At 44.5% G+C, this 24,373-nt stretch carries 26 protein-coding genes; 10 read left to right on the top strand and 16 right to left on the bottom strand.

The annotated features are described in order from the left end of the window. Window positions 1–5: 5 nt before the first annotated feature. From K6Y31_RS13625 to K6Y31_RS13615, 3 genes are read left to right on the top strand one after another with little or no spacing between them, the layout of a single operon-like run. Window positions 6–677, top strand: a complete 672-nt coding sequence (locus tag K6Y31_RS13625; RefSeq protein WP_233053507.1) for an amino acid ABC transporter permease — start codon at window positions 6–8, stop codon at window positions 675–677. Beyond that, complete coding sequence (locus K6Y31_RS13620) at window positions 674–1,408, top strand: amino acid ABC transporter ATP-binding protein (RefSeq protein WP_233053506.1); 735 nt, start codon at window positions 674–676, stop codon at window positions 1,406–1,408. Before K6Y31_RS13625 ends, K6Y31_RS13620 begins: the two co-directional genes overlap by 4 nt. A gap of 38 nt (window positions 1,409–1,446) precedes the next feature. After that, window positions 1,447–2,235, top strand: coding sequence for a CLCA_X family protein (locus K6Y31_RS13615; protein WP_233053505.1), 789 nt, complete (start codon window positions 1,447–1,449; stop codon window positions 2,233–2,235). An 89-nt stretch (window positions 2,236–2,324) separates the two neighbouring features. Here the strand turns inward: K6Y31_RS13615 and K6Y31_RS13610 are convergent, their stop codons facing one another. The 3 genes from K6Y31_RS13610 to K6Y31_RS13600 all read right to left on the bottom strand — a co-directional run bounded on the left by K6Y31_RS13610 (window position 2,325) and on the right by K6Y31_RS13600 (window position 4,577). Next, window positions 2,325–2,681 (bottom strand): hypothetical protein, encoded by a 357-nt coding sequence (locus K6Y31_RS13610; RefSeq protein ID WP_233053504.1) that lies wholly within the window; start codon window positions 2,679–2,681, stop codon window positions 2,325–2,327. 72 nt (window positions 2,682–2,753) lie between these two features. Next, window positions 2,754–3,059: a hypothetical protein gene (locus K6Y31_RS13605; protein WP_233053503.1), complete on the bottom strand. Its 306-nt coding sequence runs from the start codon at window positions 3,057–3,059 to the stop codon at window positions 2,754–2,756. A 132-nt stretch (window positions 3,060–3,191) separates the two neighbouring features. Beyond that, window positions 3,192–4,577, bottom strand: a complete 1,386-nt coding sequence (locus tag K6Y31_RS13600) for a DUF4397 domain-containing protein (RefSeq protein ID WP_233053502.1) — start codon at window positions 4,575–4,577, stop codon at window positions 3,192–3,194. Window positions 4,578–5,074: 497 nt separating this feature from the next. Between K6Y31_RS13600 and K6Y31_RS13595 the strand changes: the two genes are divergently transcribed. Both K6Y31_RS13595 and metE read left to right on the top strand, forming a co-directional pair. Beyond that, window positions 5,075–5,479, top strand: a complete 405-nt coding sequence (locus tag K6Y31_RS13595; RefSeq protein ID WP_233053501.1) for a hypothetical protein — start codon at window positions 5,075–5,077, stop codon at window positions 5,477–5,479. Between the two features lie 186 nt (window positions 5,480–5,665). Next, window positions 5,666–7,972 (top strand): 5-methyltetrahydropteroyltriglutamate--homocysteine S-methyltransferase, encoded by a 2,307-nt coding sequence (metE, locus tag K6Y31_RS13590; protein WP_233053500.1) that lies wholly within the window; start codon window positions 5,666–5,668, stop codon window positions 7,970–7,972. A gap of 40 nt (window positions 7,973–8,012) precedes the next feature. Here the strand turns inward: metE and K6Y31_RS13585 are convergent, their stop codons facing one another. Further along, window positions 8,013–8,615 carry an HAD family hydrolase gene (locus tag K6Y31_RS13585; protein WP_233053499.1) on the bottom strand — a complete coding sequence of 201 codons (603 nt, stop codon included), beginning with the start codon at window positions 8,613–8,615 and terminating at the stop codon, window positions 8,013–8,015. Window positions 8,616–8,742: 127 nt separating this feature from the next. Between K6Y31_RS13585 and K6Y31_RS13580 the strand changes: the two genes are divergently transcribed. Then, a complete protein-coding gene (locus K6Y31_RS13580; RefSeq protein WP_233053498.1) occupies window positions 8,743–10,386 on the top strand; it encodes a Na(+)/H(+) antiporter subunit B in 1,644 nt (547 codons plus the stop codon). A gap of 147 nt (window positions 10,387–10,533) precedes the next feature. Next, window positions 10,534–12,141, top strand: a complete 1,608-nt coding sequence (locus tag K6Y31_RS13575) for a methyl-accepting chemotaxis protein (protein WP_233053497.1) — start codon at window positions 10,534–10,536, stop codon at window positions 12,139–12,141. Between the two features lie 46 nt (window positions 12,142–12,187). Here the strand turns inward: K6Y31_RS13575 and K6Y31_RS13570 are convergent, their stop codons facing one another. The 5 genes from K6Y31_RS13570 to K6Y31_RS13550 all read right to left on the bottom strand — a co-directional run bounded on the left by K6Y31_RS13570 (window position 12,188) and on the right by K6Y31_RS13550 (window position 16,915). Then, window positions 12,188–14,239, bottom strand: coding sequence for an IgaA/UmoB family intracellular growth attenuator (locus K6Y31_RS13570; RefSeq protein ID WP_233053496.1), 2,052 nt, complete (start codon window positions 14,237–14,239; stop codon window positions 12,188–12,190). 118 nt (window positions 14,240–14,357) lie between these two features. Continuing rightward, a complete protein-coding gene (locus K6Y31_RS13565; RefSeq protein WP_233053495.1) occupies window positions 14,358–14,804 on the bottom strand; it encodes a DMT family transporter in 447 nt (148 codons plus the stop codon). A 9-nt stretch (window positions 14,805–14,813) separates the two neighbouring features. Then, entirely contained in the window at window positions 14,814–15,446 is a 633-nt protein-coding gene (locus K6Y31_RS13560; protein ID WP_233053494.1) for an NAD(P)H-dependent oxidoreductase, read from the bottom strand. A gap of 231 nt (window positions 15,447–15,677) precedes the next feature. Beyond that, window positions 15,678–16,289 carry a Crp/Fnr family transcriptional regulator gene (locus K6Y31_RS13555; protein ID WP_233053493.1) on the bottom strand — a complete coding sequence of 204 codons (612 nt, stop codon included), beginning with the start codon at window positions 16,287–16,289 and terminating at the stop codon, window positions 15,678–15,680. Next, window positions 16,286–16,915, bottom strand: a complete 630-nt coding sequence (locus tag K6Y31_RS13550; RefSeq protein WP_233053492.1) for a helix-turn-helix transcriptional regulator — start codon at window positions 16,913–16,915, stop codon at window positions 16,286–16,288. Before K6Y31_RS13550 ends, K6Y31_RS13555 begins: the two co-directional genes overlap by 4 nt. Before the next feature lie 153 nt (window positions 16,916–17,068). Here K6Y31_RS13550 and K6Y31_RS13545 point away from each other — a divergent pair, with 153 nt between their 5' ends. Then, entirely contained in the window at window positions 17,069–17,491 is a 423-nt protein-coding gene (locus K6Y31_RS13545; RefSeq protein ID WP_233053491.1) for a VOC family protein, read from the top strand. An 89-nt stretch (window positions 17,492–17,580) separates the two neighbouring features. Here K6Y31_RS13545 and K6Y31_RS13540 read toward each other — a convergent pair whose 3' ends face one another. Both K6Y31_RS13540 and gloA2 read right to left on the bottom strand, forming a co-directional pair. Continuing rightward, window positions 17,581–18,129: a hypothetical protein gene (locus tag K6Y31_RS13540; RefSeq protein WP_233053490.1), complete on the bottom strand. Its 549-nt coding sequence runs from the start codon at window positions 18,127–18,129 to the stop codon at window positions 17,581–17,583. Between the two features lie 87 nt (window positions 18,130–18,216). Continuing rightward, window positions 18,217–18,603 (bottom strand): SMU1112c/YaeR family gloxylase I-like metalloprotein, encoded by a 387-nt coding sequence (gloA2, locus tag K6Y31_RS13535; protein WP_233053489.1) that lies wholly within the window; start codon window positions 18,601–18,603, stop codon window positions 18,217–18,219. A gap of 275 nt (window positions 18,604–18,878) precedes the next feature. On the opposite strand from gloA2, the gene K6Y31_RS13530 reads away from it, so the two are divergent. Then, window positions 18,879–20,639 carry an FG-GAP repeat protein gene (locus K6Y31_RS13530; RefSeq protein ID WP_233053488.1) on the top strand — a complete coding sequence of 587 codons (1,761 nt, stop codon included), beginning with the start codon at window positions 18,879–18,881 and terminating at the stop codon, window positions 20,637–20,639. A gap of 76 nt (window positions 20,640–20,715) precedes the next feature. Here the strand turns inward: K6Y31_RS13530 and K6Y31_RS13525 are convergent, their stop codons facing one another. Genes K6Y31_RS13525 through K6Y31_RS13515 form a run of 3 tightly spaced genes read right to left on the bottom strand, consistent with a single transcriptional unit; the run spans window position 20,716 to window position 22,068 of the window. Beyond that, the gene (locus K6Y31_RS13525; RefSeq protein WP_233053487.1) at window positions 20,716–21,219 is read right to left on the bottom strand and encodes a hypothetical protein; all 504 of its coding nucleotides are present in this window, start codon (window positions 21,217–21,219) and stop codon (window positions 20,716–20,718) included. Continuing rightward, entirely contained in the window at window positions 21,219–21,689 is a 471-nt protein-coding gene (locus K6Y31_RS13520) for an HAD family hydrolase (RefSeq protein ID WP_233053486.1), read from the bottom strand. Before K6Y31_RS13520 ends, K6Y31_RS13525 begins: the two co-directional genes overlap by 1 nt. Before the next feature lie 37 nt (window positions 21,690–21,726). Next, entirely contained in the window at window positions 21,727–22,068 is a 342-nt protein-coding gene (locus K6Y31_RS13515) for a cupin domain-containing protein (protein ID WP_233053485.1), read from the bottom strand. Window positions 22,069–22,359: 291 nt separating this feature from the next. Here K6Y31_RS13515 and K6Y31_RS13510 point away from each other — a divergent pair, with 291 nt between their 5' ends. Continuing rightward, window positions 22,360–22,821, top strand: a complete 462-nt coding sequence (locus K6Y31_RS13510; protein ID WP_233053484.1) for a GAF domain-containing protein — start codon at window positions 22,360–22,362, stop codon at window positions 22,819–22,821. On the opposite strand, the gene K6Y31_RS13505 is transcribed toward K6Y31_RS13510, so the two are convergent. Both K6Y31_RS13505 and K6Y31_RS13500 read right to left on the bottom strand, forming a co-directional pair. Next, window positions 22,810–23,214 (bottom strand): DUF7079 family protein, encoded by a 405-nt coding sequence (locus K6Y31_RS13505; RefSeq protein ID WP_233053483.1) that lies wholly within the window; start codon window positions 23,212–23,214, stop codon window positions 22,810–22,812. The genes K6Y31_RS13510 and K6Y31_RS13505 overlap by 12 nt on opposite strands. A 353-nt stretch (window positions 23,215–23,567) precedes the next feature. After that, window positions 23,568–24,233: an SDR family oxidoreductase gene (locus tag K6Y31_RS13500; protein WP_233053482.1), complete on the bottom strand. Its 666-nt coding sequence runs from the start codon at window positions 24,231–24,233 to the stop codon at window positions 23,568–23,570. Window positions 24,234–24,373: the final 140 nt, after the last annotated feature.

Below are 24,373 nucleotides of genomic sequence, written 5' to 3'. Positions count from 1 at the left end.
AGCAGTTGAACTTCGATTTTATTTACACACTAGAACTATTTCCAATACTGCTAAAGTATTTGGGCGTAACTATGCAAATGGCGCTACTGGGTTTCGTATTTGCCTTGATTATTGCCTTATGCGTAGCCGTTATCCGGGTTTTTTCTGTGCCTGTATTGAATCAAGTTTCAATTGTGTTTATTTCTTTCTTTCGTGGCACGCCGCTACTGGTGCAATTATTTTTGCTCTACTACGGTTTGCCACAACTGATGCCTTGGTTGGTCGGCATGGACGCATTTACCGCTGCGGTGATTGGTTTATCGCTGCATTTTTCGGCCTACATGGCAGAAAGTATTCGCGCCGCCATCTTAGGTGTCGATCGCAGCCAAATGGAAGCGAGCTTAAGTATTGGCATGACCAAACTACAAGCCATGCGCCGCATTATCTTGCCGCAAGCGGCCCGCGTGGCGTCGCCGTCATTGATGAATTACTTTATCGACATGATCAAAAGCACCTCGCTCGCGTTTACCCTCGGAGTGGCAGAAATAATGTCTAAAGCACAAATGGAAGCCTCTTCCAGCTTTAAATTTTTTGAAAGCTTTGTCGCCGTTGCCATTGTTTACTGGCTAGTGGTCGTGATCTTCACGCAATTACAACATCGCCTAGAAATTCACCTAAACCGAGCGTATATCAAATGATCAAAGTAACCAACCTGAGTAAAAAGTTTGGCGATCTAGCCGTACTTAAAGGCATTGATTTTGAAGTTAAGCAAGGTGAAATCGTGGTCATTATTGGACCATCAGGCACAGGTAAATCGACCTTATTGCGTTGTTTAAATTATCTTGAAACCCCGACCACGGGTATTATTAATATTGGGCCTGTTAAGGTGGATGCCGCAAACGCCAGCAGTAAAAGTGTCACCCAACTGCGCCAACAAAGTAGTTTTGTGTTTCAAAACTACGCGCTATTTGCCAACAAAACGGCATTAGAAAACGTCGCCGAAGGACTCATTACGGTTTGGAAAGAGCCAAAGCAGCAAGCCCTCGCCACCAGTAAAAAAATTCTCGAGCAAGTCGGGTTAGGCGATAAAATAAATCATTACCCAGTGCAACTATCGGGAGGCCAACAGCAACGAGTGGGTATTGCCCGAGCCATGGCAGCTAAAGGCGAGGTCATCTTATTTGACGAACCCACTTCCGCCCTCGATCCTGAGTGGGTAGATGAAGTGTTAGCGGTAATGAAGCAGCTCGCGCAAGGGAGACAAACCATGATAGTGGTGACCCATGAAATGCAGTTTGCCCGTGAAATTGCCGATAAAATTATCTTTATGGAACAGGGCCATATCGTTGAACAGGGCAGTGCTGAGCAAATGTTCACCGCGCCAAAAAGCGAACGCACACGGGCTTTTTTAGCCCGCGCCACCAAGTAAGCATTAGGCAATAAAACAGAGTCTGATATGCTATAGGCATGCGCCTCTCTCGATTACATCAAACTCACTATCGCAACGGGCCTGATTATCGCAATCAGGCTGATGTTAGCTTTCAAGATATTCAACATGCCTTTGCTTTTTCAACTATTAAAGTAGGTCGCTGGGTCACTAAAGAAGAACAGCAAATTGCAGCCAACTTAATCTTTGATGCTTTATTCGATTTAGCAACCATTTTAAACTTGCCCAGCCAAGCCCTAGGCCTGAAACGTCAGCTAAACCTGGCTTTTGGCACGGGAGGCCAAGCTGGAGTGCAAGCGCACTATGCCCCTTACAGTCGCACCTTAGCCTTAGCCAAAAATGCTGGCGCGGGCGCCCTTGCCCATGAGTTTTGGCATGCCTTTGATCATTACATTACCGATAAAGTATTTTCCCCTCCGCACTATAAGTTTTCATCAGACACTTGGTTGAATAAAAACACATTAATTGCACATCCATTAAACCAAGCATTGGCGCAATGTTTTAAAGCAGTATTACTCTCAGAGTCAGGCAACGAACCATCTCACTACACTCAAACCGCCATTACCTTAGACAAAAAACTTAATCAGCTCTACTACAGCCGCCCAACAGAGCTAATGGCGCGCGCGTTTGAAGCATTTGTACAAGATCACAGTGCGATAACTAATCGTTATTTGGTCTCGGGCACACAACAGACCGAACTAGCCAAAGCAGGAATTTATCCGCGAGATCAACACCGGGAAGCGATTGGCCAAGCATTTAAGCTCTATTTTTATCAACTGGGGTTTGCGCTTAAGAAATCGAGCCGATAGGAGATTATTCAGAAAAAACACCACTCTAAAGCAACTTTTTAGATGAACCGAACTCACGGTTCAAACGGGCAGTCTCCTCCTATCCTTGATCAATACACTTCGATCAGCTTATTCTTTTCCGGAATAGCCGTTTTATAGGGTTGTACACGCCAAATAGCACCATGAGGTTTATTGCCAACATAGTCGCTGCACTGCAGCGAAGGCTCATGGTAATTAGCTTGAGGCAACAACAGTGGCCGCCCTTGCTCTTTCGCTGCCAACACCATCCAGACAGCATCTCTGCGAAAGCGGAGCTGACAAATTAAAAAGCCTTCAACCCGACTTTGCACCGACACCACTAAGCCCCTCTCCTCACGTGTTTTTTTCAAATACACCTGATCTTTAGAGTAAATTCTTGCCGCAACCGAGCAAGAAAATAGAATAGGCAGTAACAACAAATATCGCATCAAAGTGCGCTCCATCATAGCAAAACCGGAACTAACCTCAGCTCAGATTATTCTAAGATCAGTCAGCAGCAATTAAAGAACAGTAATAAGTTTATTTTTTGCCGGGATCCCATAACGATAAGGCTGCACTCGCCACATTTTGCCGGGCTCTTTGTTGCCCTGATAGGGCTTACAAGCAAAAGATCCGTCATAATATTGGGCATTTGGTAAGAGTAGTGGTCGACTTTGGCTTTGCGCGCCCAATACCAACCAAACCTTATCCTGTAAATATCGAACATGACAAAGTAGCGAATAGTCTGAACGACTTTGAATAGATACAATGACGCCTCGGGGATCAAAGCTCTTAGTAAAAGATGCTTGATCACTACTGAACGTCATAGCCACACTCGTGTGCGTAAATAAAAACAGAATAAAAATACAACGCCACATTAACTAACCACGCTCTGAGCAAAAATAAAAGGGCCTATTAATAGGCCCTTTTAAGTTTAGCGATCTGACTAGAAAAGTCGATTAATCATCAAGACTCATAACAGAAACGCCAGTCGCGGCTGCAGGATCATCAATCGCCACCAACGTCGTTAACGTACCTGCCGCTAATGGCAGCTCAGCGGGACCAATTGCAATGGTAGAAGCATCACCTGCTGGCGTAATCATCACATAAGCAGTGCCCGGCATAACCGACAGCACAGTGCTATCACCTTTGTAAGGGATATTTTTAAAAATCACATCATCGTCACTTGGGCTGGCATCGGCACTTAGGTAAATATCAACATTACCCGCCATGGTGGAAGCATGAATAGCACGTAACTGTGCTTCAGTAGCAACGCGACGAGTTTTGTCTGTTACTACAAACAATTCATCATTATCGAGATTATCGCCAAGGTTACCAATGGCCATGGCGGTATAAGTCATCCCCGCCGCTAAATTTGCCCCTTTCAAGCCAAGTTTTTCAACCACAGTAACCGGATTACTGCCATTTACACTCACTGCAAAATCATAATCACCAGCAGCCACAGGAATATAATCAGTCTTGGCTTTGTAAGCCAGATTATAAAGAGGACTACCCATCGTAGGAGCGGTACCATTTACCCAAACATCTACCGCTGGCGCATCTGAGATAGTATGAGCAACACGAATATCCGCGCCGGTGTTTACATCTTTAACCACTACTGGCCCAGTGCCTGAATCAATCAGTAAGTTAACTGGAGATTCACCCGCATCGGTATTTGCCACTGCAGCAACCACCCAATCAGAGCCGGCGGCAACATCTACGGCGCCCGAGTCAAAGTAAACCACACTTGAATCATCCGATTTAGTTAAGCGCACTTGGTAAGTACCCGCTGGCACTTCAACGGCTGCAGTGTTAGCTTTATAAGGTACATCATCGGCAAATGGAGTGGCCGCTGACAAGTCAGCATTGGGCGCAGTAATAAAAATATCGACCATGGGCGCATCAGGCGCAGCATGAATTGCCTGAACGCGCGCACCTTCAGGTTTCAAAGCGGCACGAGAAATAATAGCAGGACCAAATTCGGCAGCATTGCCACTGCCAATTAAGGCGGCTTTACCCAGCGCAACCACGTTATATTCCATGTCTTTCATCAGGTCTAAGCTCGTTTCCGGAATCACTGTTGTTACACTACCATTTGGTAAAATCGCATCAACTTTAACAGTGTGGGTCCCTGCTCGCACAGTGATAACGCCCGACGTTTTTTGGTAATCCACTCCCTCTAAAGCGGGTTTGCCATCCAGCCAGACATTTACCTTAGGCGCATCTGCTGCAGCATGTAATACGCGTAAATATGAGTTTTCAACTATCGGCTCATCGTCATCATTACAAGCACTTAAGCTTACCGCTATCACTGACGTTAACAGGATCTTGCTAAATGTTTTCATGCTTTGCTTCCTTCAAATGTTCATATTGGTTTATTTAGTCGAGCTCATTAGAAAAGGGCTTCATTCATCCATGAATGTTTGACCTTCTGAAACCAATAACGCAAACCATTAACATGGTGATCACAATTAAAATCAAAAACACTAAAACTGCTTTCAAGATCACATCTACAAAAGAGGCTATTTTCCATAAATAAGCCATGCTTAAAGCCCAGCAAGACACGTTAAGCAACCATCTCGAGGATGATTACAGATAACAGCCGTACGCTGGAGAAACATAAAACAAAATAGAACCGATACCAGAGTCGTTAAACAATCGTTTTCTTAGAGAGAAATAATAAATAACAGAATAAAAACAAATGATTACAAATAACACTAGTAATAGATAGAAAGCATGAGTCAGGGCAAGTTTATAGCGATGAAAGCAAATACATATGGCTGTTAACCAGCATAAAATGCTAAATTTATAGCATAATAATAGCGAGCTAAAAGGAAGCTGCATGCCATTATCGAGCAAAAGAATGAATGATGGTGGAATCATCATCACCGGCACTGACATCATCAATTTCAGTGACGTTAAAACGATTAAAACCGCGTTATATTCAGACAATCAGAATATTAAAAATATTCACTACCAAGTTTTTGACTACCGCCAAGCTATCGATTTTGATTTATCCCACGAAGATATCTGGCAAATAGCATTGCAAGACAAAGCTGCGTTAGCGGTTAACCCACACCTGCTTATTGCCGTAGTATGTACTAAAGACGTGATATATGGATTATCGCGTATGTGGAGCGCTTATACCGAAACCGCGCCACTCAATACCGGCGTGTTCCGTGATTTTGATGCTGCCCAAGAATGGGTAATGCAAAGACAGATATCCCAAGCACTTAGCATTCGTTAATCAGGTCATCAGCAAAAAACACACTATGAATTTATCTCATCATTAAAACAAAAATTATGAGATTGCCTCAACTTAGCTTATATAAAATACTATAGCCATCTAGACCAATCGGAATCAAAGCCTAATTAGATAGGCCTGACAGTCAATTCTGATTGGTATAAACGTCTAAATATAAAGGACTACATCATGGCTTTATTATCTAACCTCGGTTACCCAAGAATTGGCGATCAACGTCAGTTAAAACGCGCATTAGAAAGTTACTGGTCAGGGCAGTCTAGTCAAGCTGAATTGATTGAAGTCGGCCAGCAAATCAGATTACACAACTGGCAAGAGCAAGCAGCGGCTGGCATTAAGCAAGTCCCCGTTGGCGATTTTGCTTGGTACGATCACGTGCTCACCCTTTCCGCTACCTTTGGCGTGATCCCTACTCGTCATCGTAATGCCGACCACAGCATCACCCTCGACACCTTATTCGCCATGGCGCGTGGCACCGATAGCAACGACCAAGCGCACGATCACACATGTTGTAAAGGTCAGTCTGCGGCATGTGAAATGACCAAATGGTTTGATACCAACTACCATTATTTAGTACCAGAATTTGAACAAAAACAAGAATTTAAAATAAGTTACACACAGATACTTGATGAAACAAAAGAAGCGCTAGCGGCAGGCTTTACGCCCAAACCAGTGTTACTCGGCCCGGTTTCTTACCTATGGCTAGGCAAAGCCCAAGGTGAGTTTAACAAGTTAGATTTACTGCCTAATTTACTGCCTGCATATCAAGATTTACTTGCGCAATTTAAAGATCTAGGCGTTGACTGGGTTCAACTTGACGAGCCTGCACTGGTACTTGATTTACCGCTAGAATGGCAAGCCGCTTATCAAACTGCTTACCAAGCACTTGAGCAACATCGCCCTAAAATTTTGCTCGCCAGCTACTTTGATAGCTTGGCCGACAACCAAGCCCTCGCGCTGTCATTACCTGTGAATGGTTTACATCTAGATTTAGTGCGTGCCCCCGAGCAACTTAAACCCGTGCTACAAAATTGGCCAGCCGGTTGGGTGCTGTCTGCAGGTATCATTAACGGTCGAAATATCTGGAAAACCGACTTACGTAGCGCCTTCAACAAACTTAAACCCGTGGCAGAGCAACTCGGGGACAAACTCTGGCTAGCACCTTCTTGTAGCCTATTACACAGCCCAGTGGATCTTAATTCCGAGCAGCAACTGAGCGATGAGATCAAACCTTGGTTAGCCTTTGCGAAACAGAAACTTGACGAGCTACAACAACTAAAACAGCTCATCAACGATCCGCAAGATCCTGTCAGTCTTGAGTTATTAAACCACAGCGATAAGATTGTTCAGCACCGCGCCACTTCACCATTGATCCATCGCGAAGACGTGAAGCAGCGCGTGGCGAATCTAACCAGTGCCGCCAGTCAGCGTTACAGCGACTTTGCTACGCGGATCAAGCAACAGCAGGCGCACTTAAATTTGCCTGCTTATCCCACCACCACCATAGGATCGTTTCCGCAAACGGCAGATATTCGTCAAACCCGTAGCGCATTTAAACAAGGTAAGATCGATAATGATCAATACATAAAAGCCATGCAAGCCGAAATCCGCCAAGTGGTCGCGGCGCAAGAAGCCCTTGATCTTGATGTATTAGTTCACGGCGAGCCAGAGCGTAACGACATGGTGGAGTATTTTGGTGAGCTGCTTGATGGCTTTGCCTTTACCCAATACGGCTGGGTACAAAGTTACGGCTCGCGCTGCGTTAAACCGCCAATTATTTACGGTGACGTGAAACGTAGCCGCGACCTATCAGTCAGCTGGAGCGCCTTCGCCCAGTCGCTGACGAACAAGCCAATGAAAGGCATGCTCACCGGCCCTATCACCATTTTATGCTGGAGCTTTAACCGTGACGACATCAGCCGTGAAGCCTGTGCCAAGCAAATTGCTTTAGCCATACGTGATGAAGTGGTGGCACTGGAAGAGGCCGGGATCAAAGTGATTCAAATCGACGAGCCCGCCCTGCGCGAAGGCTTGCCATTAAAAGAAGCAGCAAAAGTGCCTTACCTTGACTGGGCCACCGAAGCCTTTCGCATCAGCGCCAGCGGCGTAAAAGATGAAACGCAAATTCACACTCATATGTGTTACTGCGAATTTAACGACATACTGCCATCTATTGCCGCCATGGATGCCGACGTAATCACCATCGAAACCTCGCGCTCAAATATGGAGCTATTGGATGCCTTTGAGGCTTTCCAATACCCGAACGACATAGGTCCAGGTGTTTACGACATTCATTCACCCAACGTGCCCGAGCAAACGTGGATGATTAACTTATTAAAATCGGCAGCTGAAAAAATCAACCCTGAGCGCCTGTGGGTTAACCCAGACTGCGGCCTAAAAACCCGCAACTGGCCTGAAACTAACGCCGCGTTGAAAAACATGGTGGATGCCGCGAAAACCCTTCGCGCCACATGTTAATTTACTCGCGCATTCGCTGAATAAATTCAGCGAATACAACCTAAGGCTTAGGCACAAACCGCGCAATTTTATTATTGATAACCAAATAACAATCCATGCCTGCCGCCTGCGCGGCAGCTAAACCGGTTTTAGTATCTTCAAACACCACACACTGGTCGGGCGTTAACCCTATTTTCTGCGCGGCTAATAAAAAGGTATCTGGCTCGGGTTTGTGGCGTTCAACATCATTAGCATTCACCACCACATCCACTAACGGCAATAAATCTAAGGTATTGAGAATAAACTCCGTGGTGCTAGCATCGGCTCCTGTGCCAATAGCTAGCTTCTTCTGGCCCTGCAATTGTTGTAATAATGCAAACGTTTCAGGGATCAACGCAACCTGATGACGGATTTGGTCAAAGAATTCACGCTTGCTAACTGCTAACGCAGACGGATCAAGATTACGTTGCTGCTTAGCATTAATCAGCTCGGCAATCCCATAAGTTGGCGTACCACCTTGGTTGTAAAGCCATTCTTCATCATATTCAAAATCAAACTTCTCTGCCGTCAACTGCCATGCCTTTAAATGCAATGGCATCGAGTTAACCAAGGTGCCATCCATATCGAAAATGATCCCTTTATAAGTTTCTAAATTTACTTGCATTACACTTCCTCCTACCGCTAGATGACTTAACTGTAAACAATACGCTAACCAGATCAAAACTCATCACTTCATTTTTTATTTACATGTCAATTCGCGTTAATATGCTTTCTTTTTATTACTAGAAATCATGATGCGCCAACAATTTACTAAATACATTTCTGAAAAAGGCAAAAAGACCTTACCGGCATTCAGTGCCGCTTCTGGCACCATGGGGACCGTCGCAGATGTCATGGAGCCGATTTCACCGTTTGCGCAATATCTGTACTTTCTTTCCCTTGGCGCATTACTGATTCTGTTTATTGGTGCCTTACTGGTAATAAAATGGCGCGATTTACTGGTTGCTCCGATCCTTTTTTGTTTAATATCGGCCACCGTTAGTGGTGCACTTTATTACTTACAGAGTCCCGAGCAACCAGAGGGCGTATTAGCCAGTAATATCGCGCTGCTTGCTAAATTACAAGCCAACCTTGGCATCATGGAAAAATCGTTAGCGAAAATAGATAAAAACACCCAAGATATTGCCAGCAGTAACAAAGACATTGCTAAGCACACAGAAAATACCGCCAAAGCAGTGGAAAAACTTAACGACAGCTTAGACAAAATAATAAAAGGCCAAAGTAATGGCGGCATTCTTGCCGAACCAAAAACAGCACAAGATTATTACCACAACGCGCGTTTATTTGAGCTTAGCGGTGACTATCGCGGCGCACGTCAAGCCTATCTCAACTACTTTCGCTTTAATGAAAACTATATTGACCCCCACTTACGCTACCAATCCTTCTTAAAAATTCAGGAAGGCCATTCAGGCGCGCGCGAAATTTACGCTGAGCAGTTTGCAGGTCAAAATAGCACTTGCGTGCAATTTGCTCGCTTAATGCTACTCCCGATGGAACAACGTCGTGAACGTTTAACTTCCTTCGTGATACAACATTCTGATTATACGCCGGCATGGTATGAGCTCTCTCGCTTGGCCTCCGAACGGCTATTAGGCCAACAAACCAGCGCCGATAAACTAGAAGAAAAACGCGCATTAGAACAAGTAATCACCCTGCACCAACAAGGACAGTGGGTAAAACATTACCTCGACCATGAACTGCTTAACAGTCAACTAGAGGATGTGAATTCACGCAGCCAAGCCCTCGCTGTTATTTCCGAGCAAGGCTTGCAGCAGTCATTAAGCTTCACCCCGTCAGTCAGTAACTTAGGTTTTCAAATTAACCTGCAATATACCGACACTCCCAAAGAAATTTTCTACAAAACAGCAGAAATGGCTGATTACCAAAGTACTGGGCAAAGTAACTGGAAAGATCCCAATACTGGCCACTCCTTACCCAATAACTTTATAAGGCTGCCAAGAAAAACTCACTCACCGCAGGTTATTTTGGCCAAATATACTGATTTAAAAGGCAATGAAGTTGGCCCTTTTGAGTACGCATTTAACGCCGAGCAACATGTAGCGACAGCACAACAAGAGATGCTTAATATGACCAAAAACGCGTGGTTAATGCTGCGTGATTTCAATGATGAGACCTTGGTCTACTTCTCCCAGCTCGCTACCAGCCGCTGCGCGATTAAGCGCATTCAGTACTCGCTAGATAGTGACAAACTGGATCAGGAGTTTGCCTTGCCGCCTTGCGACACAAAAAATCCCTTCAGTCTGCCAGAAAATTTTGATGGTTATATTCGCGCCGACAAAGCCGTTCAAGCGGTCACAGTGCAAGTCACCTTTTTTGACCAAACTCAATCCAGTGTCGAGACCTATACTAAATAAATATTAGGGGATTATTTAATAGCCAAAGGCTGCAGCGGTCCATCTGTGCCCACATCTTTTACCAAATCCAGCAAAACGCTAAAAATAAACTATTTTTAAATGTAAACAACATCTCAAATGCATATCTCAACTAGGTGAATAAGTCATATGTCAATATCTACTAAGTTGCTGTTAACCTTGATCAGTGTATTCATTCTAGTATTGGTGTCCTCCACTTTTTACCAATATCGTCAAGAAAATGCGCTGCTGCATACGGTATTAAGTGAACAACTTGAAGATAAAGCCAGTAATTACTTTGATAGCTTAAACATGATGATGTTGACTGGCACCATGGCGCAAAAAGAACAGCTGCGACAAAAAGCGCTGGCCCAGAATGGCATTGAGCAGGTACGAGTGATCCGTGGTGAGGCAGTTAATAAACTTTACGGAACAGGATCGCCAGAGCAGCAAGCACAAGATAAAATAGACCAACGCGCGCTAGCGGGAGAGACCATTATTGAGCCTATTAATACTAGCTGGGGCAATGGCTTAGTTGTAGCCCTACCAATGAAGGCCAGTAGCGATTACCGAGGTACTAACTGCCTTGGCTGTCACCAAGCAGAGGAAGGTGAAGTACTGGGTGTAATACGTTTAGAATACAACCTTTCTCACATCAACAAATTAATCAACCAGAGCTCAATTATCGCCGTCACCATCATGAGCATTATCGCCATTATTGGTTTTATGGTGACCATGATGCTGATCCGTAAAATCATTATCAACCCCATCCGTCAGACATCGGATCTTATGTCTCAAATCAGTCAAAATAAAGAATTATTCAGACGAATTCCGCTGTCACAAAATGATGAAATAGGCCAATTAGGCATTGGAATTAACTCCTTACTGGCAACCGTAGAACAAAGCTTGCAGCAAGTTAAAGCCACGTCTGATCAGCTCGTTGATTCGGCGCGCCGGCTCACTCAGGTATCCAGCACCACTGATAACGCGGCGAGTAATCAAATGCAAGAAACCCAACATGTACAACGTAATATTGAAGAGATGCAGCAGCAACAGCAAGATGCCAGCGAAGCCACGCAGCAAGCATCGCAACTCGTCACCCAAACAACGACGACGATTGCGACCAGTGCCAAACAAGCACACCATGCCAGCATTGAAATCAATGGCTTAGTAAGCAACATCGATGATGTAAAACAACGTATCAGTCAACTTAACCAACAAACAGAGCAAGTGTCATCTATTTTGGCAACCATCAAAAGTATCGCCGAACAAACCAACTTATTAGCATTAAATGCCGCGATTGAATCTGCTCGTGCTGGCGAACAAGGCCGTGGTTTTGCCGTGGTCGCCGATGAAGTGCGTGTATTAGCTAGCCGAACCAGTGACGCCACCAGCAATATCGAAAGTATTATTAATGAATTTCAACAAGGTAGCGTAGCATCATTGCAAGCCGTGGATGATGTGAGTGATTCAGCACATCAGCGCGCAACAGACATTGAAACCTTGTCCCAAGCCATGAGCGACGCCATGCGTGCAATGCAAGATATCCTTAACCACACCGATCAAATAAGGCAACAAACTTTAACCACCGCTCAGGTGAGTGAACAAGTTCAAAGCCAAATACTGATGATCACCGAACAGGCCAATGACACCTCGCAATCGGCTGGCGAAAGCCGCGATATTAGTTTAAATCTAGAGCAACTATCAGAGCAGTTAAATCAGCTATTAGCGCAATTTACCCTTTCTCATAAAGACTAATAAAACAACGGGGAGCACTTGCTCCCCAATTGGCCTCAGCGCTCCACTACTCGGGCTGAAAAGCCTTCAACCACACAATACGTGCGATATGCATCAAGGCTAGCCCTAATAGCACAACCAATAACCCTAAAATCAGCCACTGCTGCATTAAATCTTGCTTGGTTAAATCGGTTTCTAACACTAACACTTGGCCCTGTTCCGTGGTTTCAATAGCAATAATAATACCTTCAAGGCCACTAAAATGTGACGCTGCATTGAGGTATTCACGGTAAGTAGTCAAAGCCTTGATGCTAAATCTTCTACTTAAATCATCATATAATTCGCCAATTTTCTCCGGTGCCTGTGTGTCAGTTGTTAAGCGAACTAAAACGGCAGGCTCAGGCTGTGGGCGGTTAAGGTCGATATCAATCAGTTGCTGGCGAATATCGTTATAAACCGACGCCATGGCTTGCTCTAGCTTGTAAGTATCACGCTTGTGGGCAATGAGATAAGCATCTGCATGCTCACCCGCCACCATTTGCTGCCAGCAGTATTCAAAGCAGGTACTAGGTTCATCCAACTCCGCTAATAGCTGCTGCCACTGCTCTATTAATGCCTCTTTCATCTCAGGACAATGTTTCGAGTAATCACAAACGGGCGTAAATAACTCAGTCATCGCCGTAAAATAGCTACCATCGAGTCCCCGCGTGTCTGATTTGGCTGCGATATGCTCGCCCTTTTGCAGCATGACCAATTGCAACCGTAAATAAATCATCGAGTTTAGCTGTGGAGTGAGATCAGTTTTGTTATAGCTATTAATAAATGCCAGTTTAGTTTGTTCAACACTGTCTTCCGTCGAACTGATTGTAGGTAATGCACGATCAAGTAAATAAAAACGTTGGCATAAGGCGAAACCAGCGTTATCCCAATTGTGTGCCTCCCCTTTTATACACTGGCGAGGTCCTGACAACACGACACCATCTCCTACTTGCGGTTGCTGCGCTAATAACTCCGATACACCGTTAGCAACCAATTGGCGCTCGTGCCAAAGGTGCGCCAAGCTAGCATTAAAAACAGGCATATCAACCATGCTCCACACCAGTTTGAAAAAGATCAAAACGGCAATCAGCATACTAATATGGCGTGCAAATTGCGGCTTAGGCTTAGGTTGCTCTGCGCTTAAAGAAAAGTCGCGACCGATAGAAACCAACTTTTCACTTTCAGGATAAACCTCAAATTTAACAAAGTTTTGTGCTTGTTCTGCTAAAGGTTCAAGCCAATGCGCTGGCGCAATATAAGAATACGAGGAGGCCATGGTTAACTGTGGCGGTTGAAAGTGTACCCGAATATGATCGCCATTAAATTCCACACCATAAATTTTCCCACTCATCTTGGTGATGGACACACTGGTCGGGTAAGCACCGCGAATACGGCGAAATAACCAATAACTCAAGGGCAGCAACAGCAAGCCGACACCAACGGCTAAGCCCGGAGAGAAAGGGTCAAATAACAGCGTGAATAATCCCATGATTAACAGCACAGTGATCATACTGCCAATGCCCCAACTATAAGGTTTTAATTGCTGGCGCTCAGTTGGGGTTGCCTCACGTTTACCGAGTATTTCGATGTCGCTCTCTTCAAGTTGGCCCACTTCGGCCTTATCAATTTTTTCACTATTAAGATCACGCATCTGCTGCTCGGCCACGTCTTCCGTAACATGCCAAACTTCGTTTAATGAAATAAGCCAAGTGCTATCATTTTCATGTGCCACTTCGGCAATATTATCCCCTACCTGCAAATAGGGCCTTGCCGTCTCAGGTATGTTGACTAGATATCCACCGAGGGTGAAAAACAGCTCAGCTTCGACACCATTATTGGTCAGTGTTGAACCCGATACTTCACCATAAATCTCATAAACCTCAGTACTGCTAGGCTCAAAGCCAAACTTATCTTTTAACGCACTACGTTCGGTAAGCGTCATATCGCGCTTAGGCGGGGTATTCTGGCCTAAACTATTAAGCTTGGCCTTCGCTGCCCTTTTACCTGAGCTAAAGCTAAGGTGAGCAGAAAGAGAGCAGACGATAATCACAATACTTACGATAAAAGCTAATACGGCCATATACTTAACATTTAGAAATTAAAAAAGTTAGCAAATTTAGCAAAAACCCATATTTAAGTCATCAAAATATCAAGATTAATTTGATTTGGCACAAGCTCTAAAAGTCAGTCACTTTCGCCTATTTTCCCAGCCCATTAATTAAGCCAACGCCAACCAATAACGCCACCACGCCCATAATTTTACGGCCATCAATAGCCGAAACAGGCAAGCCAAACCAACCAAAATGGCTGATTACCATGGCAATAATAATTTGCCCCGCCAGTGCGTAAGCCATCATATTGCCGGCACCCATTTTCGGGATCAGGTAATAAAATAGCGCGACACCTAGCGCACTAAGCGTGCCGCCAAACCAGAGCGGCAATGGAATACTTCGTAACACCTCGCTTGTGGGCCAAACTTTGTTTGACCACAACAACACACTGCCAACCAACACACTACTCAGTAAAAAAGCCACCGCGGTTGCCATTAGGGAGTTTTTTAGTAGCATACCCAACTGCGCATTCATGCCACCCTGAGTAGCAATAGCGGCACCCGCAATAAACGCTAATAGCGGAAAATAAGCCATCTCGACCTCCTATTTTCTAATTACAAACTCAGCCAATGAGCGGCGCACTTTCGCTTGCTCGGCATTTTTATCGTCAGCATGACGATAACCGATCGGACAAATGGCTGTGGCTGTTAATCCGAGTTCGCCTAAACCCAGTACTTGATTAAAGCCTGCTACATCGAACCCCGTCATCGGACACGCATCAATATTCAACAAAGCGGCGCTGGTGACTAAATTGCCCAATGCAATAAAAACTTGCTCTGCAGCCCACTGTTGTTTCTGTTGTGGCGATTTTGCCGCAAGAGCACTCGATAGATGGTCGCGATAGTTAGCCAATGCATTCGGATCGGCTTGTTGCCCATTGGCTTTAACATAATTCTCAAAATAGCGCGCAACCGTCGTCTCGCCAATATCTGTGTCGGCAGCTAGCACCAATAAGTGCGAGCAGTCAGCAACCTTATCTTGACCATAAGCATGGGCAACCAGCTGTTGTTGTAATGCTTGATTTTTTACCACTAATACACGATAGGGCTGTAAGCCGTAGGAAGACGGGCTTAATACTATCGCGTGCAGTAATTGTTCCAGTTGATCTTCTGTGACAACTTGATCAGAAAAACGTCTAACAGCGTAACGCCAATTTAAAGCGGTAAGTAAAGTCATCTATTTATTCCTTCTGTAAGGTTGATAAGATCATCTTAGCGAGAAGCAAGAGCGCGCTCATTTACATAGGTTGACGAAAACAAAATATTTAACCCGAGTTCTGGATAAGGAAATAGTATATTTCCCCTGCAAAAACGCGGTGAATATCTCCCTATACACTTTGCGTTTTCATCCTTGAAAACGAAATTTTCAGTAAAAATTTACGCAGCTTCACACCTTACTCTGAGTAAGCTAATCTGCCGTTATTTGTTTACGTATCCGACTTAATTGCGTTGGCGTGATCCCCAAATGAGAAGCAATCTGGTATTGGGTTAAACGCGCCGCTAACTGGCCGTGATCAGTCAGAAAGCGTTGATAACGTTGGCTAGCATCAGAGAGCACCAATTCAATTTCACGGGCATCTTTTTCCAGTAGCCAGTTTTTTTCTAAGTAGGCTATCTGAAATAAAGCTAAGTCATGGTGTTGCACCAGTAACTTGCGATAGGCAGCAAAATCAATTTCAAGAATCATACTCGGCTCAAGCGCTGCAATAGTGACCTGCGAAGGGGTATTTGTTAGCAGAGCACTCATCGAGCCAGGAAACTCCCCCTCCATAAAGAACTTTTTATTATATTCAGCGCCTTTTTCGTCTAGGGCATAAGCGCGTACTAATCCTTGGTAAACAAAAGCAAAGGTACGTGGTGTAAGGCCTGCTTGGTATAACTCTTGCCCTTTGTTTAGGCGGCGTAGCCGCACAATATTTTGCATGGCTTGCCAAGTTGCATCTTCAAGTTCACGATATTGTTTAAGAGCTTGTTTTAATGCGGCTAACGCGAACATTTCATCATTTTTTAAACTAGTCATATTGGAGTCACCTGATAAGCGCAGCGCCTGGCCCCTTCGATAATATGTTCGGTGCGAGTCACAGCTGCTAAATCTTGAAAAAGAGACTGGAAAATACTGAGTTCAGAGCGACAAAAACCCATGCAGGCAGTTGCCGCCGCACAGATCGGACAATGATTTTCTAGCAACAAATATCCCTGCTCATTTTGTTCCACGCTGGCCATATAACCTTCTTGCTCTCTCATCTCTGCCAGTTTATCTAAGCGCGCTTTTACCGTGGTTAAAGGCAAGATACGATCTTGATATAACGCGAGTGAATCTGCTTCTCGCTGCGCAATAAGTTTATCTAAACCTTGCTCACCAAATACTTGTTTTACCGAAATAAGCAGCTGCACTGTCAGCTCTTCATGGCGGTCTTCAAAGTGGCGCTGCGCGGCAGGTGTCAGTTGCCAAAAACGGGTTGGCCTACCACGCAGGGCTTTTTCATCATAACTGACTAATTCGCCCTCTTGCTCAAGCTGTTGCAGGTGCTGACGCACGCCCATGGTGGTCATTTCCAACTTCTCGGCCAACTGTTTCACGGTCATGTCGCCACGCTCTTTCAACAACTGAAGTATGGTTCGACCAGCTTTTGTTAACTTACTCATACTGCTCCACTGCAACGGCTTGTCTATGCTAAGTATTATTTCGTGGCAATAAAATTAAGTAAAGTTTTTTGTTTACTTAATTTTTGTTTGCCGTTAACTTACACATTAAATAAACAATTTACTTTACTTAATAACAAATGAGAGGAAGCAACAATGGTAAGATTAGAGCATTTAAACTTAGTGATACGCGATATCCCGCGCGCCTTAACCTTTTATCAAGCGGCCTTTCCAGAGTGGAAAATTCGCGATAGTGGTCAGTCAGAGTGGAGTGGCAAGCCCAGAAATTGGGCACACTTTGGTTGTGATGATTTATACATCGCCTTTGCCGACAATGGTGATCAGGATGGACGTGATTTAGCTGGCCATCAAGTGGGATTAGCTCATTTTGCGTTTGAAACCAATGATATTAAAGGGGTGATAGCAAGGCTAACTGCTGCTGGGTTTGAAATTGCCAACCCAGGTGTCGTGCATCCCTATCGACAAAACGTGTACTTTATCGATCCTGATGGCCATGAAGTTGAGTTTGTACAGTATTTTAGTGACTTAGTGGCACAACGTAATTCAACGATAGAGTAATAGCCTCAGCTCTACTAAGCCTGCTGCTAGCGAACAAAATCAATTTTGCTCATTAATGGGTGATTAACCCAGTAATGAGCAAAGGCTGATCAGCTTCGTTCATGGGCAAAATGATCGACACCAAAACTAAACACCACTTTGAGCATAAATAAAATACTAACCAACATCAGCCAACTCGGCAGTGCTAGCGCGACAATCAAAATCAAGCCGTAAGCAATTAAGTTAGCGGCAATAAATAACTGATAGCGATACTGTTGTAATAAGTTAACGATAATTGCTGCTGCAATCGTGTAGGCCCAAATGTAACCCATCGCCAGTATCGGCTCACCTAATAACCAAGCTACCGCAATGAGGTGAAAATGAATGGCGATAAACAGCCAGCGACCAGATGCGCGAACACCATAAAACTGACTGGTACCCCGAGAAAAATTAGCAATGCAACCCGCCAAAATATCGGCTATCAATAACCAAGCAATCACACTTCGCCAAAGACTCAGCTCCGCTATAGGGGTATAAAGCAGCCCATAAATTAAGCTCGACCCCAACAATGCAAACAACACAACGCCAGTCACTTCCAGCCAAGTTTGCCGCTCGCCAAAAACCTCATGTAATGATTTCGGAACAATAAATGTTTTCATGTTATCTACTCTGTGAAATGAGTCTACCGACAAAGCCGCATTTGTCTCATTAACCCTTCTTCTTGGGCTATCATCAGCTGCAACCAGTTAGTCATATTGATAAAGCTCTAAGGGTAAGCCATCAGGATCTTGAAAGAAGGTGAATTGTTTACCTGTATATTCATCAACTCGAATCGGTTCAACGGCAACTTGCTGAGCCTGTAAGTATTCCGCCACTGCAACAACATCATCCACCTTAAACGCCAAGTGCCTTAACCCTTGCGCCTCAGGTCGACTGGGTCTTGGCGGAGGATTAGGAAAGGAAAAAAGCTCTAATTGTCCGCCATCAGGTAGCTGTAAATCCAATTTAAACGAGTCACGCTCTGCGCGATAGTGCTCAGCCAAAATAGGTAGCCGCAACACTTTGTGATAAAAATGCTTGGAAACTTCATAGTCGGCACAAATAATCGCCACGTGATGAAAACCAATCAACATACCCACCCCTTCAATTGTAAAAATTTGCTACCTACTCTTTAGTACTTCCGTCGCCTATTGACGAATCGTCACACACTGTTATAGAGTTATTGATAACTGTTAGTATTTGACACAAATATTACAATTTCATTACTTTAGACCTAACCGAGCACCAACAACTAAAAGTGGACCTAAGCAACTGTCAAACATGAACTTATAAACTAATAAATATAATGGTCAAAGTCACTTTTAACTTAATAAATATTTGCAAAAAATTAAATATAAAGGAACTGTGTATGTTGAAACCTACCCACCTAACTCGGCTATTGAGGGTCATCTTTCTGCCCGCCGCCGTTAGCTTTTTATCTGCCTGCGGCGGCGGTGGCGGCGGCTCTGAACGTGAGCCTAATCCCCCTGTACCTGTTACACCAGAGCCAACTCAAGCGCCTATTACGCCAGAACCGCACGCTCCCAGCGCATTTAATATTACTGACGTTAGCGCTGTACCAGAGCAAACGGGTCAAATTCAGCTTAGTTGGCAAGCATCAAAATATGCCGCGCAATACGACGTTTGCTTAAAACAAGACACGGTAAATCCTTGCCTGGTCTTGGCGACCTCTGCAGAAAACCAAGTTAATCTAGCAGCCTATCAAGCTAAAGCAGTAACCACCCCCACCTACTTCATCCGAGCTAGCAATGCTACAGGCCATACTAATTCAAATGAACTCAGTATTGATCTTGGCCAGCTAGTTCAATCGAGTGCCAAAGTGATAGCCTCCAATGCCGAGCTAAAAGATACTTTTGGCCAGTACGTCAGCTTAAGTAAAGATGGCAATACATTAGCTGTTGGCTCACCAATGGAAGATGGTGAAAATGAATCTCTCAATAATAGCGGAGCGGTTTACGTTTACACTCGACAGCCCAATGGCGGTTGGCAGCAACAGGCTTACCTAAAAGCAAATAATGCCGGTAACTGGGATTGGTTCGGTGCCAGCCTTAGCCTTAGTGATGATGGCAACACTTTGGCGATTGGCGCCATTGGCGAAGCTTCAACTAGCGCGGCTAAACCAGAAGAAAACTTCGCGGATGTTGCAGGCGCCGTCTATATTTTTGAGCGAAGCAACAATAACTGGCAACAAACTCAATATCTCAAAGCAAGCTCTAACATTGAGTTTAATGATAGCTTTGGTTACCGAGTTGAGCTTAGCGGTGATGGTAACACCTTAGCTATTGGCGCAATTGGCGACGATGCCGCCAATGCTGCTGAACCAGCTGATAACAGCCTAGAAGACTCGGGTGCGGTATACATATTCCGCCGCCAAGCAGACAATGGGTGGCAAGTAGCACAATATCTAAAACCTAACACACTAAGACGTTATGCCAATTTTGGTGCGAGTATTGCTTTAAGTACAAATGGCCAAATAATGGCTGTCGGTGCGCCTCATGACTCTCTTCCAGAGCATAGAAATACCGGACGAGTATTTATATACCATGCCGATACTAACAACAACTTACAGCTAAAAAGTGCATTTGCTTCAGCGGCACCAGGGCCAAATCAGTCATTTGGTTTAGACCTCGACCTTAATAGCCAAGGCTCAACCTTAGTAGTCGGTGCAAATGGCAACCAGCAGTGGGCCGAAAGTGGTGCATATATCTACGAGTATAAAGAAGCAAACAATTGGCAGCATAGTCAAACTCTTCAAATAGCGGATCTCAGCATACTGAATAATTTTGGTAGTAGCGTTAGCTTGAGTGATGACGGCCAGTTTCTTGTTGTTGGCGACAAATCTGACAATTCAGGGCTGATTGAAAGTCCCAGCGACACCAGTGCAGAAAAATCAGGCGCTGTATATTTGTTTAAGCGACAAGGCAATGCCTGGGACAGCGGTACATTCTTAAAATCCAAAGAGATACTAGCCGCTACTTTCTTTGGTAAAAGCTTAGCGCTGAGTGGAGATGGCAGCACCCTCGCGGTGGGTGCAGACGGTACCGATAAGTACAATGAAGACACCGCCAGCGCTATTGCTGACACAGCGGGTGCAGTATACGTTTATTAATTATAAATAAATGAAATAGCCTAAGCTTGGATAAATATCTACGAGCTAGATCCAAGCTTAGGTAAGCTAAATATTATTAAGATTTTTGATAAACCATCACGATGCGATCTAAATACAGCTCGTCGGTTACCACGTTCACCGTACGTACTAAACGGTTATCAATGCATTCAAGCCATTCTGCAATAATGGTGTCGCCATCGTCATAGCGCAAAGCCACACCATAGTCATTTGCAGTTGGCTGCGCCCAGTTAGGTATTGCTTCAGCCACTAGAAAAGCTCCCTCTCCTTTTAGCACCAGCGTACCATTAAAGGGCTCAACCTCTGATTCCAGCACGCCTTCTTGATCATACCAAGTAATACTAAGTTTGCCGGTTTTCACTTCCGTAAAAGCGCCATTATCAGCAATAGTTAAAGTTAAACCATTAACCGTTTTTATTTGCCCTACCAGCTCACCCGCACGACCATTTAACCAATTGCCAACCCCATTTGGGTCGGTATCCTCACCAATAAAAGCCACCTCACTATTGATCGCCACACTGCCGATTAACACCCAGCTGCCCACTAAACTTGTTAATTCCATCACTCACCTATTAATTCATCTAATGAATAAATTTCCTTAACAGCTAACGTATTTTCCAGCTGCTTGGGGTTAAACCATACCCCTTTCATCCCTACCTCAAGAGCAGGTAACACATCACGGGTTAGATTATCACCGACCATGGTTATTTCGTTGGCCGCCACGCCTAGCATAGTGGCAATAGTGCGGTAATACTGTGTTGATGATTTAGCAAACCCCACATTATCGGGGCAAAAGTAGCCGGTGATATAAGAACTTAAACTAGTGCGCTTAAATGCAGCTTGCACCAATTCGGGATTAGTATTTTCAGCCCCCGTAGCCACATAAACTGCGGCTGTTTGCGAAAGCGCAGCGAGCATCTCGGCTGCACCCGCCACTTCCGATACTGCAGGCCAATCTTTCATGTGTCCGGTTTGACTCAAGTCATCCACCATTAAAGTGTCGCCCCAATCAAATAGATAAATCTGCTGCATTTGTTATTCCTTTAACAACCTGATCTTTATTCTTAAATTAAACGGCCTCAACTCTATCGCCATGACTGGGTGGAGTAGAAGTCACTAAAAACACTAAATCTTGTTCCGCTTCGTTACGCAATTGATGTACTACACCCGCAGCGACATGCAGGCCTTGCTGTGGCGTAAGGGAAAACACCTGCTCAGCCACCTCTAGCGTGGCAACACCTGACAACACAAAGAAGAACTGCTCAGCTTTCTGGTGATAGTGCTTCACCTCAACACAACCACTTGGCACGCGCTCTTGAATAACGCTTAGATTGGGTGACTTCACCAAGTGCCAACCGTCACATTGGCCACCCCATGTATAATGCTCCGCCGATGCTTTATCGATCATCATTTCCCTGCGCTCTGTTTTTTCGCTGTATAAATACAGATCCTACTGACCCATCACAAATAACTAGCTGACTTTTTTGTCGGAGTGATATTTATATCGCGAATCTCATACCCGCACGCGCTATTTTCGCGGTATAAATACATCTCCTACAACAAACCTAAACCACTGGCACAACCAAGTAGGGGCAATATTGATATTACGAATTTAAGTAACTCAAAATGATATGTTATCGAAAATACCCAGTAAAATATGCTGTAATAACGACTATCAAACCCATAATTAACAGCCAATCATATGAATTCATTAAAAGACTATCAGCTACTTACTCAACAAGCACTGGCATTAATCGAAGACGAGCCAGATCTTATTGCTAACCTATCTAACATCAGCGCGTTACTCAATATGAACTTAAGTGACATAAACTGGGTCGGCTTTTATCTACACAAAGGAGAGCAACTGGTATTGGGACCTTTTCAAGGCAATGTAGCATGCGTGCGTATTGATTTAGATAAAGGTGTGTGTGGCAAAGCGTTTAGGAGCAACACGATCCAACGTATTGCTGATGTGCATGAATTTCCCGGCCATATCGCTTGTGATGCGGCTAGCCAGTCTGAAATAGTGCTGCCGATTAATGTAGACGGCCAAACGGTGGCCGTGCTCGACATCGATAGCCCAAGTCTTAATCGCTTCACTGAAATAGACCAGCAAGGCTTGAGTGAGTTTATCGAACATATTCAAGCTAAATTAGGGTTTTAGATCTTCATATAATGCCTTTACTCGCAGCCAATCCTGACTCACTAAGGTTTGGCTGTAGCGCCGCCATGGCCAAGTAACCAAGTGTTTTAATTTACCCCGAACACTTTGCTGCTCGGTTAAATAATCGTTTATCGCATCTTGCAAACTGGTCGCTTCAAAGTATGTCCATTCACCAGCCACACTTAATAAGTTCCAATGCAATACTGGGTGCACCTGCGTTAATAACATCTGTTCAAGCTGAACTAAACTAAATTCAGTATTTTTTAACCGCTGTGCCAAGTATACCAAGGTCTGCTGCTCCAGCTCATTGTCTAAATATAATTCGGATAACAGCTGCCAGACCGAATAACAATGCTGGTAGTCAAAAGAAGCCTGCTGCAATTTATTCTCCATTAATGAGCTTACCTACCCTACACCACAAAAAATTGACTAAAATATAAGCAACCATCATTGGCAATTTAAACCTTCTTTTATTCAATCCATTAGCTTTCAACTGAGGGGTAAAAAGCCATTGTTTATCGGAAATTTATTAGCCTTTTGCCGAACATGTGAGCCAGCAAATAGCAGAAACAGACCAGTAAGCTATATTGATACCTACCTATGGGCAAGAAGGAGAAACAATGATCTACTTAGCTGCATGGATGTTATTTGTCGGTATGACGGTGGCTTTTGTTAAAGGCGCGAAATAAAACACGACTGAAAAAAGGATTTAATAAGGCGGCACTAGCCGCCTTATTTGTTTGGGTTCACCAAGGCAAGTCTTCACCATTGGTATGCCAGAAGCCACCCGTGTTTGCGAGGGTGAGTTGCTGTAATAACTGAAACAACCCCTGCGCCGATTGCTCTGGGGTGATTAAGCCACCAAAATTCACCATTCGCGTTTTAACCCAGCCAGGATGCAATTGTGCCACCGCAATACCTTTCGGCTTAAGATCTTGTGCTAATGATTTACCAAACGCATTTAATGCCGCTTTTGACGCACGATAACCGTAACGACCACCGGAATCATTATCGGCAATCGAGCCCATACGACTGGTGATATTGCCGATTTTACTGCCTGACTTTAAATTACCCAACAACGCTTGCGTTACTCGCAAGGGGGCATAGGCATTAATTTCCATTTGCTGGCGGATGCTATCAAAATCAATGTCGCCCAAAACATCATCACCGAGTAGGCCAGCATTATTGATCAACAAGTCGATAGTTTGCCCCTGTAACTGCTGCGCCATGGCCGCCACATCAGCATCTGACGTCAGATCAATGTGACTAATTACTTGGCTCGCTATCGCGTTAAGCTCAGCGGAAGATTGACGGCAGACACCGATCACTTTCCAGCCTTGCTGATGATAAAGCTGCGCTAAGGCTAAGCCGATACCACGATTGGCTCCCGTTATCACTAAAGTATGCGCCATGTTCTGCTCCTGCTATAAAACTTAAAGTGCTATGGCTTATCTTGCCGCGAATCGGTGTAAAGATAAATGATAGCGGCTAAGTGAGCACTATGATGATGCTCAGAAGCTCCACGTTAACATATCGTAGTGCTGCAAATCAC

It is taken from the genome of Motilimonas cestriensis (assembly GCF_021295315.1).
Taxonomy (GTDB): domain Bacteria; phylum Pseudomonadota; class Gammaproteobacteria; order Enterobacterales; family CBDFNC01; genus Motilimonas; species Motilimonas cestriensis.
The sequence above is the reverse complement of the archived record's forward strand: the minus strand, read 5'-3'. Positions and strand labels throughout refer to the sequence as shown.

What these genes read in the sequence shown, in the direction of transcription:
- gloA2 (WP_233053489.1), bottom strand. Translation starts at nt 18,603, where the DNA reads ATGTTGATTGGTTTTCATCACGTGGCGATTATTTGTGCCGACTATGAA.
- K6Y31_RS13580 (WP_233053498.1), top strand. Translation starts at nt 8,743, where the DNA reads ATGATGCGCCAACAATTTACTAAATACATTTCTGAAAAAGGCAAAAAG.
- K6Y31_RS13570 (WP_233053496.1), bottom strand. Translation starts at nt 14,239, where the DNA reads ATGGCCGTATTAGCTTTTATCGTAAGTATTGTGATTATCGTCTGCTCT.
- K6Y31_RS13615 (WP_233053505.1), top strand. Translation starts at nt 1,447, where the DNA reads ATGCGCCTCTCTCGATTACATCAAACTCACTATCGCAACGGGCCTGAT.
- K6Y31_RS13595 (WP_233053501.1), top strand. Translation starts at nt 5,075, where the DNA reads ATGCCATTATCGAGCAAAAGAATGAATGATGGTGGAATCATCATCACC.
- K6Y31_RS13520 (WP_233053486.1), bottom strand. Translation starts at nt 21,689, where the DNA reads ATGCAGCAGATTTATCTATTTGATTGGGGCGACACTTTAATGGTGGAT.
- K6Y31_RS13560 (WP_233053494.1), bottom strand. Translation starts at nt 15,446, where the DNA reads ATGACTTTACTTACCGCTTTAAATTGGCGTTACGCTGTTAGACGTTTT.
- K6Y31_RS13605 (WP_233053503.1), bottom strand. Translation starts at nt 3,059, where the DNA reads ATGACGTTCAGTAGTGATCAAGCATCTTTTACTAAGAGCTTTGATCCC.
- K6Y31_RS13510 (WP_233053484.1), top strand. Translation starts at nt 22,360, where the DNA reads ATGAATTCATTAAAAGACTATCAGCTACTTACTCAACAAGCACTGGCA.
- K6Y31_RS13505 (WP_233053483.1), bottom strand. Translation starts at nt 23,214, where the DNA reads ATGGAGAATAAATTGCAGCAGGCTTCTTTTGACTACCAGCATTGTTAT.
- K6Y31_RS13500 (WP_233053482.1), bottom strand. Translation starts at nt 24,233, where the DNA reads ATGGCGCATACTTTAGTGATAACGGGAGCCAATCGTGGTATCGGCTTA.
- K6Y31_RS13555 (WP_233053493.1), bottom strand. Translation starts at nt 16,289, where the DNA reads ATGACTAGTTTAAAAAATGATGAAATGTTCGCGTTAGCCGCATTAAAA.
- K6Y31_RS13540 (WP_233053490.1), bottom strand. Translation starts at nt 18,129, where the DNA reads ATGAAAACATTTATTGTTCCGAAATCATTACATGAGGTTTTTGGCGAG.
- K6Y31_RS13515 (WP_233053485.1), bottom strand. Translation starts at nt 22,068, where the DNA reads ATGATGATCGATAAAGCATCGGCGGAGCATTATACATGGGGTGGCCAA.
- K6Y31_RS13585 (WP_233053499.1), bottom strand. Translation starts at nt 8,615, where the DNA reads ATGCAAGTAAATTTAGAAACTTATAAAGGGATCATTTTCGATATGGAT.
- K6Y31_RS13525 (WP_233053487.1), bottom strand. Translation starts at nt 21,219, where the DNA reads ATGGAATTAACAAGTTTAGTGGGCAGCTGGGTGTTAATCGGCAGTGTG.
- K6Y31_RS13610 (WP_233053504.1), bottom strand. Translation starts at nt 2,681, where the DNA reads ATGCGATATTTGTTGTTACTGCCTATTCTATTTTCTTGCTCGGTTGCG.
- K6Y31_RS13530 (WP_233053488.1), top strand. Translation starts at nt 18,879, where the DNA reads ATGTTGAAACCTACCCACCTAACTCGGCTATTGAGGGTCATCTTTCTG.
- K6Y31_RS13620 (WP_233053506.1), top strand. Translation starts at nt 674, where the DNA reads ATGATCAAAGTAACCAACCTGAGTAAAAAGTTTGGCGATCTAGCCGTA.
- K6Y31_RS13600 (WP_233053502.1), bottom strand. Translation starts at nt 4,577, where the DNA reads ATGAAAACATTTAGCAAGATCCTGTTAACGTCAGTGATAGCGGTAAGC.
- K6Y31_RS13545 (WP_233053491.1), top strand. Translation starts at nt 17,069, where the DNA reads ATGGTAAGATTAGAGCATTTAAACTTAGTGATACGCGATATCCCGCGC.
- K6Y31_RS13565 (WP_233053495.1), bottom strand. Translation starts at nt 14,804, where the DNA reads ATGGCTTATTTTCCGCTATTAGCGTTTATTGCGGGTGCCGCTATTGCT.
- K6Y31_RS13550 (WP_233053492.1), bottom strand. Translation starts at nt 16,915, where the DNA reads ATGAGTAAGTTAACAAAAGCTGGTCGAACCATACTTCAGTTGTTGAAA.
- metE (WP_233053500.1), top strand. Translation starts at nt 5,666, where the DNA reads ATGGCTTTATTATCTAACCTCGGTTACCCAAGAATTGGCGATCAACGT.
- K6Y31_RS13575 (WP_233053497.1), top strand. Translation starts at nt 10,534, where the DNA reads ATGTCAATATCTACTAAGTTGCTGTTAACCTTGATCAGTGTATTCATT.